This is a genomic window from Desulfosoma caldarium, assembly GCF_003751385.1.
GTDB lineage: Bacteria > Desulfobacterota > Syntrophobacteria > Syntrophobacterales > DSM-9756 > Desulfosoma > Desulfosoma caldarium.
Genome location: NZ_RJVA01000011.1, coordinates 141,454 through 154,457, shown reverse-complemented (window position 1 = coordinate 154,457; position 13,004 = coordinate 141,454). Strand labels below are relative to the sequence as shown.

At 56.6% G+C, this 13,004-nt stretch carries 14 protein-coding genes; 4 read left to right on the top strand and 10 right to left on the bottom strand.

The window, feature by feature from the left end:
- Positions 1-76 precede the first annotated feature (76 nt).
- Positions 77-1,141, top strand: coding sequence for a DUF362 domain-containing protein (locus EDC27_RS06585; protein WP_123289822.1), 1,065 nt, complete (start codon positions 77-79; stop codon positions 1,139-1,141).
- A gap of 323 nt (positions 1,142-1,464) precedes the next feature.
- Here the strand turns inward: EDC27_RS06585 and EDC27_RS06575 are convergent, their stop codons facing one another.
- The 3 genes from EDC27_RS06575 to EDC27_RS06565 all read right to left on the bottom strand — a co-directional run bounded on the left by EDC27_RS06575 (position 1,465) and on the right by EDC27_RS06565 (position 3,666).
- Entirely contained in the window at positions 1,465-2,208 is a 744-nt protein-coding gene (locus tag EDC27_RS06575; protein ID WP_123289820.1) for a type III PLP-dependent enzyme domain-containing protein, read from the bottom strand.
- A 54-nt stretch (positions 2,209-2,262) separates the two neighbouring features.
- Entirely contained in the window at positions 2,263-2,553 is a 291-nt protein-coding gene (locus EDC27_RS17025; protein ID WP_407923343.1) for a zinc ribbon domain-containing protein, read from the bottom strand.
- Between the two features lie 63 nt (positions 2,554-2,616).
- Positions 2,617-3,666: a DUF933 domain-containing protein gene (locus EDC27_RS06565; protein ID WP_211334801.1), complete on the bottom strand. Its 1,050-nt coding sequence runs from the start codon at positions 3,664-3,666 to the stop codon at positions 2,617-2,619.
- Positions 3,667-3,713: 47 nt separating this feature from the next.
- Here EDC27_RS06565 and EDC27_RS06560 point away from each other — a divergent pair, with 47 nt between their 5' ends.
- Positions 3,714-5,288 carry a hypothetical protein gene (locus tag EDC27_RS06560; RefSeq protein ID WP_123289818.1) on the top strand — a complete coding sequence of 525 codons (1,575 nt, stop codon included), beginning with the start codon at positions 3,714-3,716 and terminating at the stop codon, positions 5,286-5,288.
- A 61-nt stretch (positions 5,289-5,349) separates the two neighbouring features.
- Here EDC27_RS06560 and obgE read toward each other — a convergent pair whose 3' ends face one another.
- The 4 genes from obgE to EDC27_RS16745 form a co-directional block, all read right to left on the bottom strand.
- Entirely contained in the window at positions 5,350-6,426 is a 1,077-nt protein-coding gene (obgE, locus tag EDC27_RS06555; protein WP_123289817.1) for a GTPase ObgE, read from the bottom strand.
- Positions 6,427-6,817: 391 nt separating this feature from the next.
- The gene (gene rpmA, locus EDC27_RS06550) at positions 6,818-7,087 is read right to left on the bottom strand and encodes a 50S ribosomal protein L27 (protein ID WP_123289816.1); all 270 of its coding nucleotides are present in this window, start codon (positions 7,085-7,087) and stop codon (positions 6,818-6,820) included.
- Positions 7,088-7,090: 3 nt separating this feature from the next.
- Positions 7,091-7,465, bottom strand: a complete 375-nt coding sequence (gene rplU / locus EDC27_RS06545) for a 50S ribosomal protein L21 (protein ID WP_123289815.1) — start codon at positions 7,463-7,465, stop codon at positions 7,091-7,093.
- A gap of 106 nt (positions 7,466-7,571) precedes the next feature.
- Positions 7,572-7,703: a hypothetical protein gene (locus EDC27_RS16745; protein ID WP_281273123.1), complete on the bottom strand. Its 132-nt coding sequence runs from the start codon at positions 7,701-7,703 to the stop codon at positions 7,572-7,574.
- Positions 7,704-7,895: 192 nt separating this feature from the next.
- Here EDC27_RS16745 and EDC27_RS06540 point away from each other — a divergent pair, with 192 nt between their 5' ends.
- A complete protein-coding gene (locus EDC27_RS06540; protein ID WP_211334800.1) occupies positions 7,896-9,245 on the top strand; it encodes an aspartate aminotransferase family protein in 1,350 nt (449 codons plus the stop codon).
- Positions 9,246-9,411: 166 nt separating this feature from the next.
- On the opposite strand, the gene EDC27_RS06535 is transcribed toward EDC27_RS06540, so the two are convergent.
- The 3 genes from EDC27_RS06535 to EDC27_RS06525 all read right to left on the bottom strand — a co-directional run bounded on the left by EDC27_RS06535 (position 9,412) and on the right by EDC27_RS06525 (position 11,384).
- Positions 9,412-9,975: an amino acid ABC transporter permease gene (locus EDC27_RS06535; RefSeq protein ID WP_245994364.1), complete on the bottom strand. Its 564-nt coding sequence runs from the start codon at positions 9,973-9,975 to the stop codon at positions 9,412-9,414.
- Positions 9,976-10,083: 108 nt separating this feature from the next.
- Positions 10,084-10,797, bottom strand: coding sequence for an amino acid ABC transporter ATP-binding protein (locus EDC27_RS06530; protein ID WP_123289814.1), 714 nt, complete (start codon positions 10,795-10,797; stop codon positions 10,084-10,086).
- 182 nt (positions 10,798-10,979) lie between these two features.
- Positions 10,980-11,384 (bottom strand): ABC transporter permease subunit, encoded by a 405-nt coding sequence (locus EDC27_RS06525; protein WP_211334798.1) that lies wholly within the window; start codon positions 11,382-11,384, stop codon positions 10,980-10,982.
- Positions 11,385-11,992: 608 nt separating this feature from the next.
- Between EDC27_RS06525 and EDC27_RS06520 the strand changes: the two genes are divergently transcribed.
- Positions 11,993-12,982, top strand: a complete 990-nt coding sequence (locus EDC27_RS06520; protein ID WP_123289813.1) for a TAXI family TRAP transporter solute-binding subunit — start codon at positions 11,993-11,995, stop codon at positions 12,980-12,982.
- The last annotated feature ends 22 nt before the right edge of the window (positions 12,983-13,004 follow it).

Here is a 13,004-nt window from a genome sequence, read left to right as displayed (position 1 = left end):
CAGAAAGACAGCCCATGGCGAAAGGGCTTTGATCCAAAGCTCAACCCAAAGTTTCACAGACAAAGGAGACGTGACGATGAACGACATCAACGCCTACGAAAGGCTCGCCCGCCATCTTGACCGACTGCCCGCAGGATTTCCTCGCACAGAGTCCGGCGTGGAATTGAAAATCCTACAAAAGCTCTTCACGCCCGAAGAAGCCCAACTGGCCGTGCTGCTTTCCTTGAAGCCTGAGCCGGTGAACGCTATTGCCGAACGCGCCCAAATGCCCGTCCAAGAGCTCGCACCCAAATTGGAAGAAATGGCTCGCAAGGGCCTCATCTTTCGCTTGCGCAAAGACACGGAAGTCCGTTACATGGCGGCTCAGTTCGTCATTGGCATCTGGGAATACCACGTGAATGCCCTGGATGAAGAACTCATCGCTCTGGTCAACGAATACATCCCGGTCTTTTTCAAAGAAAGTATGGCCCTAAAGACGCCCCAGCTGCGCACAATCCCCTTGCCCCGCTCCATCACTCCAGAACAGCACGTCATGCCCTATGAAGAAGCACGCCGCATCATCGAGGAACAGGACAAGATCGTCGTGGCGCCGTGCATCTGCAGAAAAGAACACGCGCTGGTGGGCAAAGGCTGCCAACGCCCTCTTGAAACCTGCCTGGTCTTCGGCACCGGAGCGCAATATTATGAAGACAACGGGTTGGGACGCCCCATTGACCGAAAGGAGGCGCTGAGGATTTTGCACATGGCCGAAGAACAGGCCCTGGTTCTTCAGCCGTCCAACGCTCAGAAAGTGATGAATATTTGTCTGTGCTGCGGCTGCTGCTGCCAGATTCTTAAGAACCTGAAAAAGCTTCCCACGCCTTCCGAGTATGTGGCGAGCAATTATCGGGCTCGAGTTCGCCCGGAGGACTGTATCGGCTGCGAGACCTGTGTGGAGCGCTGTCAGATGGAAGCCATTTCCATGGTGGAAGGGACGGCCCACATCGATTCAAAACGGTGCATCGGCTGCGGAGTGTGCGTGCCCACATGCCCTCAAGAAGCCATCGCCTTGGAATCCAAACCGGAAGATCAGAAAAAAACGCCGCCAGCTCATCCGTTTGACTTGTACAAAATCATGGCCATGAAGCGTCTGGCATCATGACCTGGGCCCATGGCCAACGAGAATTTTTTCGGGGCACGGTGCGCCCTGCCTCGAAGCCCTTTCACATTTTCGGCACAGGCCGCCCGAAAAGGCACGCCGCAGAACGGCACGGTGGCGTCATCGGATGCTCCAGGAAGTGGAGGGGGCTATGGATTCGAGGGCTTTTTCTCAAAACCCGAGTCCTCGAAATCTTTCTCGAACGTCTGTAGGGCACAAGTGTGTGGGAGCGACACTCTGCGGTTTCACCGCTCGCATCGCTCCCACAACGAAGCTTCTCGGGCAGACATGAAAGGTTCAATGCGTCAAAGAACGCCGATGGCCCATCAGAGGGGATACACGTTTCCTGACTCTAGAATTCTCCAGCCGCTTCGCGTTTCGCCCAACAGCAGGTTAATCTGCCAACCCACCTTGCAATGGTCCGTAATGATTCGCGGAACCTTGACCTCCAGAGGGCCGGTTTCCATCGTCACGCCCGAAAGAACAAGAACACCAGGCCGAATCTCTTCCACGACAAAGTAATCGTCCAGCTCATCGTGCCAGGTGCGGGGCGGATGGGTTTGGGAAAAGTCGTAAAGGAGCCGAGCCAGTCGTTCGGCGGCGGGAAGCTCCCGGGATGCCTCGCTGGCCAGCTCCATCGCCTTGCGAGCCTCCTCCTTTGGAGCGTAACCCTTGGACACCAGCCATTTCATGAGCGCCTTGGTCACCGTTCCCGCCGCTCGCAACAGCGACTCCGACGCCATGACCTTGCGAATCATGAAAAAGGTCAGAAACGTGGAAACCCCAGACGGAATCTTTTCGGGGCCGAAGATGACGCAAAAGGTCTGGTCCTTATAGTCCGCCAGGCGCCGATACAAAGTGTTTTCCCCGGCCGTGGGCAGTTCCTGATAGCCGTAAAGATTCAACGACGTGTGAAACAGCGAGATGACCTCCTCATAGCGTCGAAATGTCTGAGGTTTCAGCCGCCTTTTTTGGTCCGCAAGGAACTCGGCAAAAATGTCCTCGATATTGGGCTTCGCCATCGAGGGAAAGGAAATGATGTTACCTTTGGCATCTACTTTGTTTTTCATCGACACTCCACACCGGCTTTGGGAAATGACAACCTGCCCGTGAGGGCTAGCCGCTTATACCTTTCTTCCACAATAAGGGCAATACGCAAAAGAAGGTTCCAAGGTTCGACCGCACGATGGACACCGAATCGTCACAGGCGGTGGCGGTGCCGTCTCGGTCGGCCTTCCATAAAAACCCTCTTCCGGTGGGGCCGCGTACCCGCACCGATCGCACATGAGCAAAGGTTGACCTTTTTTGACTGGAAAAAGAGGAACAAAAAACAGACTGAGGTAATGGTCGATGCGTTTCAGGCGCGCTTGAGCCAGCCCACAGGATGGACACAAACGCGGGGTCTCATCCAGCATCTTGGTCTTGGGCTGAATACCTCCAATAAAGAAAAACACGATCCTTCATTCTCCTTGAATGCCTCATACATTGAAACGAAAGTGGATGATATCCCCATCTCTGACCGGATAATCACGGCCTTCGAGGCGAACCAGGCCCTGTTTTCGCGCGGCGGCATAGTCGCCGACTCTCTTGAGATCTTCGTAGGCCACCACTTCCGCACGAATAAAACCCTTTTTCATGTCCGAGTGCACCACGCCGGCGGCTTCCACGGCGTGAAGTCCACAGGGAATCGTCCAGGCCTTGACTTCGTCTTCTCCCACCGTAAAGAAGGTCCCAAGGCCAAGGAGCTGAAAAGAGCGCCGAATGACACGGTCCATGGCCGATTCACCGATGCCGTAATCTTGGCGAAAAATGGCCGCATCGGCTTCGCCGAGTTGGGCCATTTCCATTTCCAGGCGCCCTCGAACCACCAGGACGTCCTCCATGCCTTTCAAAGCCTCGGGAACATCGGCGGTGTCATCGTCGTTGTTGACAATCACGAGGACCGGCTTGGCCGACAGGAACGTGTAGCCCCTGAGTTCCGGCGCCGTCGCTAGGCTGGGCTGCGTTCGTAAGGGCTTCTCCTGGTTGAGCAGCTCGGCACATCGCTGAAGGAGCTCCATTTCCATGGCGGCCGCTTTTCGTCCTTTTTTCATTTCCGCCTCGATACGTTCCAGGCGTTTTTCCACCGTGGCCAAATCGGCCAAGAGAAATTCCTCCTCCAATTCGCGAAGGTCACGAGCCGGGTTCGGTGCGCCGAGCATGGGATCGGAAAAATTACGTACCACCACAAGAAACGCTTCTACCGGCCGCATGTGCGTCAGCAACAGAGCCATGTAGTCTTTTTTCTTTTCGGCAACGCCAGCGATTCCTTGAAGGTCCATGTAGGTCACCTGCGCCGGCGTTGTCTTGCGGGGCCGATACAGGGCCGTCAACCATTCGAGGCGGGCATCGGGAACCTGCACAACGCCCATAACCGGTACAACCCGGCCGGAAGCGGCACCGGATTCGCCGCTGCGCTGCGTCAGCGCGTTGAAAACGGTGGTTTTTCCGGATCTACTCAGCCCCACAATGCCCAGTTTCATGTGCATGCCTCTCGATCTTGCCCATCCAGGTCCTTTTTTGCATAATTCCTTGTATGAAAACCCGTGCCCTATTCATACACCTTTCACCGGACTTGAGCAATGCACTGCTCAGAGCCGCCGCCGTCATGGAGGTGGAAGGAACCCTGGACGGCCCAGCTCGACACCAACAATTGGACGCGCTGGTCCACGAATGGCACCGAAACGCAAAGACCGACCCAAAAGACAAAGGAAAAAGCTTTGCCCACGGCATGGCGACATGGCCATCGGTATCCCCAAGAACTCGCGCCAGAGTAGATGCCTTAGTTCACACTTGGAAAACCCTGGACCTGCAGGTGGTGAGCTGCCATTTTCCTTCCGGCCATGCCCTGGAAACCTGCCCGAAGTACCTCTTTACGTTGGGAACGCTTCCAAAACCCACGCCCCTTCTCTGTGCAGCCTTCAATTCCCGAAAGGGCAAGCACACATGCCGCCGGGATTCGTGGGTGGAAGCTTTGAGGCAGGCCTTTGACCAAAATGCCAATCAGCCGGTCGGTTGGGTGAGCAGCCTCGGCACTCCAGTTTATGATTTGACCTCCTGTTGGGCGCATAGACAACGAAAACTCGTTGTCTTGGTGGCCATCCCATCTCGAACACGACCTGCCGTTCCCGAAGGGTTGGGCTATTTTCCCAGTCTCAAACCCTCCTGGATCCTGTGTTGTCTGCCGGGCCGACCCGCCTGTTCCCCCGCCCGTTACGCGGTTTGTCGGGATCGCCTCGTCGCCGCCATAGCGGATCAATTCTTCGTCTTGGCCGTCCGTCGTGAAGGAAATCTTTTTCAAGTCCTCAGCGACGAATTGAAGACCCAATCCAAACCCACCTGGGTCTTTTGTAGCGCACAGGAATCACCGGAAACCGAAGGGAACCGAGCGCTTCTTCACTCCTTTTCTCACTGCACGCCTCTACGGCTCGGAAAGGTTGCATCCTTTGCTCATGGCCACCGCCGGGAACCACTGCAGGATGCGCCGCATACCTTGCCCTTCACGGAAAGTGGCTTTCTTTATCATTACACCCGTTCCTGTCCCGGGCCGTGGCCGGGCCAGACCCGTTGTGAGTGGGCCGAAGATCTTTTGCAAAACAGGCCGTGGGCCGACCACACGGCTCTGGACACCTTGTGGCACATACTATGGGAAAGGCGTCTTCGCGCCAGTGGACGTTTGATTCGGCAAGGCATTCCCGTGGTGTCCTGGACACAGGTCGCTCCCTTGAACCTATCGCGGCTCACGCGATGGAATCCGGCGCTCATTCGATGGACCTTTGAACCTTACGGCGTAGCGGTGAGAAAAGACGTCCTGAAAAGGCTTGGAGCCAAACCGGTCATTTATGCCTCTGATAAGGACTTCGCCAAGATTGCCCCAAAGGATCGCTTTCGGTTTCAGTTGCACCGGCCCGGCCAGGTTTCATGGAAAGTGGAGAAAGAATGGCGGCTTCCTCGGGACCTCCTGCTGGATGCGCTGGCCCCCGACACGTGGTGGGCTTTTGTGCCAACGGCCCAGGAAGCGCGTCAGCTCGAAGAGAACCTTGGTTATCCGTGCCGCATCGTGCCCTTGACAGCCTTCAGCACAACGTCTTCGGATCGGCGCAAAAGGTGAAGGACGCTGTGTTCTTTGTCCCCGCGCGTCGTACCCAAGGCACGGCGATACCTTAAGGAAATCAGGGGACAAGCCAGGGAGGGGTCTTCTCCAAGGGGGCTAGGGGTTCGGAATCGTCCTCCTTTTCCGCACGGCGTCGCGTCAGCTCCAGGACCTCAACGATGGCCTTCAGAAGATCATCGAGCCCTTGTCGCGTGAGCGCAGAAATCGCCACGGCTGGGTGTCCCAGGCTTTCATAGATTTGAAGGAGCCACTCACGATCCCTGGAATCGCTGACCAGATCCATTTTGTTCAGGGCCACCAGGCGCGGTTTGTGCGCGAGTTTTTTAGAGTACTGCAAAAGCTCTTTTTCAATGATGTGGTACGGCTCCAGGGGATCATGCCTGGGCACAGCCGCGGCGTCCACCACGTGAACCAGTACGCGGGTTCTTTCAATGTGCCTCAAGAACCGAATACCCAAACCCGCTCCTTGGTGCGCTCCTTCGATAAGGCCCGGAATGTCGGCCATGACAAACGGGGAAGCATCCCCATAGGCCACCACGCCCAGATTGGGCACCAGTGTGGTGAAAGGATAATCGGCGATTTTCGGGCGAGCAGCTGAAACGGCGGCAATCAACGTGGATTTACCGGCATTGGGAAATCCCACAAGGCCCACGTCGGCGAGCAGTTTCAATTCCAAAACAAGATCCTTGGACTCCCCTTCTTTGCCTTCTTCGGCGATGCGAGGCGCCTGCCGTGTGGAGGACACGAACCGAGCGTTGCCTCGCCCGCCTTGGCCACCTCGAGCCGCCGTCCATCGCATTCCCGGGCGATTCAAGTCCGCCAAAACCTCTCCTGTGAGGGCATCCTTGACCAAGGTGCCCACCGGAACCTGCAAGACGAGATCCTCTCCACTTCGGCCGTGTTTGTCTTTGCCTTGTCCGTGTCGCCCTCTTTGAGCTCGATAGGACCGCTTGTAGCGAAAATCCAGCAGGGTTTGTTTGCGATCCGTGGCCTCAAAGACGACGTCCCCGCCCTTGCCCCCGTCGCCGCCATCCGGTCCGCCTCGGGGCACATACTTTTCCCGGCGAAAACTCACGCACCCATTTCCGCCGCGTCCGGCGTGCACTTCTACCCGGACTTCGTCCACGAACTTCATGGCCGGCTCCTGGCAAAAATACAACGGGGGAGCCACAGCCCCCCCGTTCGATGTTTCTTATCGTTCAATGAAAAAACGTGGTCTTTGACCCCTTTTCAAAAGCCGAAGACGATCTCTCGGCGCCCCGTCGTGTGCTTTCGCAAGTCCTGGTCGCGCCATGATCGAGAGAGAGAATCTTTGAAACAATCCCAGAAGCTCAACGCGGCCACACCAAAGGGGCTTTCTTGGGGGCGCCCTTCTCACCGCCCTAAAGCCCCCTTCTTGCCGTGCAGCGGCCTTTGAAGAAGGGATGCCATCCTATCTGCACGCGTCCAGTGCCCTGCAAGCGGCCTCGTTGCGGTTCGCGCCGCCCTCGAACGTTTCCTCCAAAACTCCCTTGTCGTGCAGCCAGCTAAGGGGTCTGAGCCGCTACGGGGTAGACACTGACTTGTTGTCGCCGCTTGTCCTTGTACTCAAAGGCCACCACCCCATCAATCAACGCAAACAAGGTGTAATCCTTGCCCATACCCACATTTTTTCCGGGATGGAATTTGGTGCCCAGTTGCCGAACCAAAATGTTGCCGGCACGCACACGCTGTCCACCATACTTCTTGACGCCTCGCCGCTGCCCGGCGCTGTCTCGGCCGTTTCTTGAACTCCCGCCTGCTTTTTTATGTGCCATGGCTTAAGCCTCCCCATTCCCGGCCGCCTTTGGTTCCTCACCGGGGTCCTGCGATGCCATCGGCGCACGGTCTTCAATGCCTTCAATCTTCACTGCCGTATAGGCCTGCCGGTGCCCCTGCCTTTTCCGGGAATCTTTGCGCCGCTTGTATTTAAAAATCAAGATCTTGCCGCCCCGACCTTGCTCCACAATGCGCGCACGCACCACCTTGGCCTCCACAAGGGGACGCCCCACATGAATTTGGTCGCCATCGGCCACGAGAAGCACACGATCCAAAAGGATCTCATCGCCGGCTTCTCCGGGCATTTTTTCCACCTTAAGCAACGCTCCGGGTTCGGCTTTGTACTGTTTTCCTCCACACTCTACGATTGCGTACATCGGCTCGTCCTCCGCCCTCAACCTTATTCAGCGTCTCCGCTTTCGGCCTGCCACGACAAAAAAAGCGGCCCAAGGCCGCTCGGTGACCGGCGCACGGAGCGCCTATCTATACTCGAGCGCGCGTGCCTTTCCGTGTGAGCCTCTCTTGAAACTCTCTCAGCTTCTCACAGTCTTCCAGGCACTTGTTCTTGTCCTGGTCCTTCTTGTCACAGTCCAGACAAGGGCTTCGCGGTTGCATACCGTGCGGGCTCCTTCCAGAAGCGACGTAACGAGGTTTTATAAATGGCCTTCCGGGAAGCTGTCAAGGCTTTTCCCACAGGCGGCGTAAACACATTGGCCTTCACAAACGCTGCGGAGTGGCATAAAGAAACGTTAGTTTTTGGGAAGAACAGGGCATGGCGACTTCTAAAAAATCAGCAAAGGGTACTCCATGATGATGGAACACAGAAGCTCAGAGCATGTCTTTTACCGAAACCTTCGCAAGACTTATCCTGTGGTCGATCGCGGGGAAGGAATTTTCATTTGGGACACGGACGGCCGTCGATACATCGACGGTTCCGGTGGCGCGTGCGTGGTCAGCATCGGCCATGGGGTGCCGGAAATTTTGGAGGCCATGAAGGCGCAAGCGCAACGCATTTGCTTCGCTCACAGCAGCCATTTCACCAGCGAAGCGGCCATGGAATGCGCCGAGCTTTTGACCCGTATGGCCCCGGATCCTTCCCTCAATCGCGTCTACTTTCTGTCCGGCGGATCGGAAGCCGTGGAAACGGCCGTTAAGGTCGTGAGGCAATACTGGAGGGAGGTGGGCAAGCCGGACAAATACAAGGTAATCAGTCGCTGGACCAGTTTTCACGGCAACACTACAGGCGCTTTGGCCCTCGGTGGGCATACCGGCCGGCGGCGCCATTACCTGCCCCTGTTCCTGCACACGCCTCACATAGAACCCGCCTACTGCTATCGGTGCCCTTTCGGACGAGAACCCGCCTCGTGCCATCTGGAATGTGCCGATCAATTGGAACGGACCATTAAGTACGAAGGTCCGGATGCCGTGGCAGCCTTCATCGCCGAGCCTGTGGTGGGCGCCACAGCGGGGGCTCTGGTTCCTAAGGACGGGTACTGGCAACGCATTCGCGAGATATGTGATGCCTACGATGTCAAGCTTATTGCCGATGAGGTCATGACGGGTGTCGGCCGCACGGGTCGGGAGTTTGCCTTAGATCATTGGGGGGTGATCCCGGACGTCATCGTCACGGCCAAGGGACTGAGTTCAGGCTACACGCCTTTGGGCGCCGTCGTGGTCAAAGAAGAAATCCACGAAGCCATTCGGCGCGGAACAGGAGCTTTCGTGCACGGGCATACCTACTGCCAGAACCCCTTGTCCGTGGCCATCGGTGCCGCAGTTCTGCGCTACATTCAGGACCACAAGCTCGTGGAACGATCGGCGGCCATGGGCGAAGTGCTTCTGAAGCACCTTCAAACACTTCGAAAACATGCCATCGTCGGCGATGTGCGCGGCCTCGGCCTGTTTGCCGGCATCGAACTGGTTCAGGACCGCGACACCAAGCACACTTTTCCTCCCGCCCTCAAAGTCAATGCTCAACTGGCCCAGGAAGCCTTTCAGCGAGGCCTGATCACCTATCCTGGATCCGGAGGAGCCGACGGAATTCATGGGGATCATCTGCTGCTGGCGCCGCCCTTTGTCATCGACGAGGAGGGCATTGATCAAATGACACGCATTCTCGATGAGGCCCTTGCCGTCGTTTCTTCCCGACTCCTCTGACCACGGCAAACCTCCGCCCACTTCCGTGCAGGTTCTCTAAGGGGGCACGCTCAGGTCGTGCCCCTTTCCCATAAGGCATCCCGAGTCACGGCATCGCGTCCTAGAGCCCCATCCCAGGAACGCCTCGTCTTTGAGCCTCGCTCTTGGCAGCCGACACGAAGGGTCCTTAGATTCTGTGGAATTCAAATCTGGGAAGGCTAAGGCGTTTCTCTAAGGCTTTCAAAAGGCCGGTGGCCAGAGTGACGAGCAAGAGGTACACAACGCCCAGGGCGGCAAAGACTTCGGTGTACTTAAAGGTGGACGAAGCGATGATTTTTCCTTCGCCCGTCAGTTCGATGCAAGTGATCATGTAGGCCAAAGACGAGTACTTGATCAGGTAAAACCATTCATTGCCGCAGCCGGGCAGAGCGCGCCACACGGCCTGAGGCAAGATGATCTGCACGATGGTTTGCAGGCGGCTCATGCCGATGGCTTGCGCGGCGAGAATTTGCCCCCGTTTGATGGATAACAAGGCACCTCGAATGTACTCGGAATGATAGGCCCCACTGCAGAGCGTAAAGCCCAGAACCGCCCCTTGGTAGGGTGTTAGGTAGAATCCCACGCGAGGCATGCCGAAATACCAAATGCAGCGCTGAACCAGCAAAGGAAATCCTCTGAACACGGCCACGTATATATCCGCCAACCAGCGCAGGGGAGGCGCCGCGTACGCACGGCACGAACCGGCCAGCACAGGCAAGGCCCAACACGACCGAAGGAAGGAACAGGCACAGCGACACGGCGGTGCCTCGAAGGAGGGTCGGGATCAGTTCAGAGGAAAGGAAAATCAGTTCCTCGGAAATCACGGCCTGGCACCCAACTGGTCAATCTTGGCGCAGAATTCCCGCGTGCGGGCGCACCGCGCCTCGTCCAGAATGGCGTTTGGCGGCCCCTGTTCCACGATACGGCCGTCTTCCATGAAGATCATTTCGTGAGCCAGAGCCCGGGCGAAGCCGATCTGGAGTGTGGCCATGATCATGGTCATGCCGGACGCGCCCAAATCCCGAATCTTCGCATGCACCTCTCCAATCAATTCTGGGTCCAGGGCCGAGGTCGGCTCATCCAAAAGCATCACCTTGGGGTCCAAAGCCAAGGCTCGGGCAATGGAAACCCTCTTTTTCTGCCCGCCGGAAAGTTCAGCCGGATACTTCCTAGCGTGATCCGCCGTACCGACCCGTTCCAGTTCACCCATGGCGCGCCGATGTGCCTCTTTGCGGCCCATTTTCTTCACGCGCACCAGGCCGATTTCCACGTTTCCCAGGGCCGTGAGATGATCAAAAAGGTTGAATTCCTGAAAAATCATGCCGACCTGCTGCCGATAAGCGCACAGTTCTTTCCTGTTGCCGGAATCAATGCGCCGCCCCTCCAAAACGATGCTTCCTGCGTCAGGCATGGCAAGAAAATTGATCATCCGCAACAGGGTGCTTTTGCCTGCACCGGACGGGCAGATGAGGACCTTGATTTCGCCGCGCCGCACCGAAAGGGAAACGCCCTTGACGAGTTGTAGTGCTTGCAAACCTTGCGCACCTCAAGAATGGTATCTCATCACTCGTAGCCCTTCATGCGCACCCTTTTGTGCACCGCAGCCATAAGACGAGTTCCCACCTAGATAAGAATCATGACCAGAAGGCCCGCGCTGATGTAAATGGCCAGATGTTGATACGTACGAGAGGCCACATGGTGGGCGCGCGCCATAATTTACGCGACCCCCAGGGCATAGGTCACGGCGGAATCTTTGTGCAAAATCGCATACTCATTGGACCAGCACGGAACGGCCAGGCGCAGGGCCTGCACTAGAACCACAAACACCACCGCCCGAAGGTCGCTCATGCCCATGGCCCGCGCCGCTTGCATTTGGCCTGTGGGCACCGACAAAAGGGCGCCTCGAAGAATCTGGGATTGATACGCTCCGCTGATGCACTCGAGAACAATGATGGCCACGGAAAAGGCGGAGAGCTCCAGCACCAAAGAAGGAAAAATGCCAAAATAGAAAAGAAACAAAAGCACCAGGAAAGGAACGCCTCGAAAAAACCACACATATAAACCGATGAGCCACCGAAGCCACTTGGGGCCGTAAACCAAGCCTACAGCCAAAGGCAACACGACAGGGAACCCAAAGGTCAACGCCCCCCGCAATCACCACCGAAGTGACCTAGGCGCCTTTGAAAACGTAGGGAAGCCCTTCCTTGAGGACTGCTAAAGAATCCATGACCCTTGAAAGCCCGCATCTTTAAGGGTGATCGACCCAGCCGGCGCTCCTGGGGTAAGGGAGTACGCGGATGAAAAAGCGGCTTCTGATACCATTGTCTACATGCTGTTTCAAGAAATCCGAATTTCCAACGATCCGTCTCCGGTTAAGAATCCACGGTGGAAAGATGATCGGCGGGCTTGTGGCATTGGGTTGCGCAAAATCTTATTTTTTGTTAATAGCTGAAAAGCTTTGGCGAAGGTACAGGGTGTCTGGCTAATTGGGAAGGTATTGGGGGTCGCGTTCCTCATCGCCCAGCGCCGGGAGCTTGTCTCAAAGTGGAATGTGGATGAGCAGCGCTCTAACAACGGTCCACAAGGCACCGTTGTCCCTTAAGGTTGAGCCAACTGGGTACAGTCCATCAAGCTCCCAAGGCCGGCCGCACAAATGATGCACTTCGCCAAAGGAAAAGGCACGGGGTTTTCATCGTGAACGATCGGTTATCGAACAAAGGAGGAAGCCCATGAAGCGTACCGGAATGTTTCTTGCCTTGGTCTTGTTGCTGGGAACGGCTTTGGTTGCCGGGGGGGCGGTACCTTGTCAAGCCAAAACAGTTTTTGTCACCATCGGTACAGGCGGCATCACCGGTGTGTATTACCCGACGGGGGGTGCTATTTGCAAAATGATCAACAGCAAAAGGGACACCTACGGCATTCGCTGTACCGTAGAAGCCACGGGAGGGTCCGTTTTTAACATCAATGCGGTCCTGGCGGGAGACCTGGAGTTCGGCATTGCTCAGTCGGACCGACAGTATCAGGCCATCAATGGCGAGGCGGAATGGAAGGATAAGGGGCCGCAAAAGGATCTCAGAGCCGTGTTCAGTCTGCACCCTGAATCGGTGACCTTAGTGGCCGCCGAAGACGCCGGCATCAAGACTCTTGCGGATCTCAAAGGCAAACGCGTTAACATCGGAAACCCCGGCTCGGGACAGCTGCAAAACTCCATCGACGTGCTGCAAGCATTCGGGATGGACTGGGAAAAGGATATTAAGGCAGAACAAGCCAAAGCAGCCGAAGCCCCTGGGCTGCTTCAGGACGGCCGCATCGACGCTTTCTTCTACACTGTGGGACACCCCAGCGGCGCCATTAAGGAAGCCACGGCGGGCCATCGCAAAGTGCGGTTCGTGCCCATTGAAGGCGCCCCCGTCGACGCCTTGATCAAAAAGTATCCCTACTACGCTAAGGCCACGATCCCCATCGCCTTGTACGAGGGAGCCGGCAATAAGGAAGACGTGCCCACAGTGGGAGTCAAAGCTACGTTTGTGACTTCCGCGAAAACCCCCGATGATGTGGTTTATGCCATTGTCAAGGAAATCTTTGATAACCTGGAAAGTTTCAAGACCTTGCATCCGGCCTACGCTGTTTTGACCAAATCCAATATGTTGGAAGGTTTGTCCGCTCCGTTTCATCCGGGCGCGGAAAAATACTTCAAGGAAACAGGCCTGCTGAAGTAACCCGGTGCCTGGCGGTGGCGCC

Bases quoted from the DNA above. Each gene is read 5' to 3' on its own strand.
- EDC27_RS06585 (WP_123289822.1), top strand. From the start codon at position 77: ATGAACGACATCAACGCCTACGAAAGGCTCGCCCGCCATCTTGACCGA.
- EDC27_RS06565 (WP_211334801.1), bottom strand. From the start codon at position 3,666: ATGCACATGAAACTGGGCATTGTGGGGCTGAGTAGATCCGGAAAAACC.
- rpmA (WP_123289816.1), bottom strand. From the start codon at position 7,087: ATGGCACATAAAAAAGCAGGCGGGAGTTCAAGAAACGGCCGAGACAGC.
- rplU (WP_123289815.1), bottom strand. From the start codon at position 7,465: ATGTACGCAATCGTAGAGTGTGGAGGAAAACAGTACAAAGCCGAACCC.
- EDC27_RS06520 (WP_123289813.1), top strand. From the start codon at position 11,993: ATGAAGCGTACCGGAATGTTTCTTGCCTTGGTCTTGTTGCTGGGAACG.
- EDC27_RS06540 (WP_211334800.1), top strand. From the start codon at position 7,896: ATGATGATGGAACACAGAAGCTCAGAGCATGTCTTTTACCGAAACCTT.
- obgE (WP_123289817.1), bottom strand. From the start codon at position 6,426: ATGAAGTTCGTGGACGAAGTCCGGGTAGAAGTGCACGCCGGACGCGGC.
- EDC27_RS17025 (WP_407923343.1), bottom strand. From the start codon at position 2,553: ATGCTGGATGAGACCCCGCGTTTGTGTCCATCCTGTGGGCTGGCTCAA.
- EDC27_RS16745 (WP_281273123.1), bottom strand. From the start codon at position 7,703: ATGCAACCGCGAAGCCCTTGTCTGGACTGTGACAAGAAGGACCAGGAC.
- EDC27_RS06575 (WP_123289820.1), bottom strand. From the start codon at position 2,208: ATGAAAAACAAAGTAGATGCCAAAGGTAACATCATTTCCTTTCCCTCG.
- EDC27_RS06560 (WP_123289818.1), top strand. From the start codon at position 3,714: ATGAAAACCCGTGCCCTATTCATACACCTTTCACCGGACTTGAGCAAT.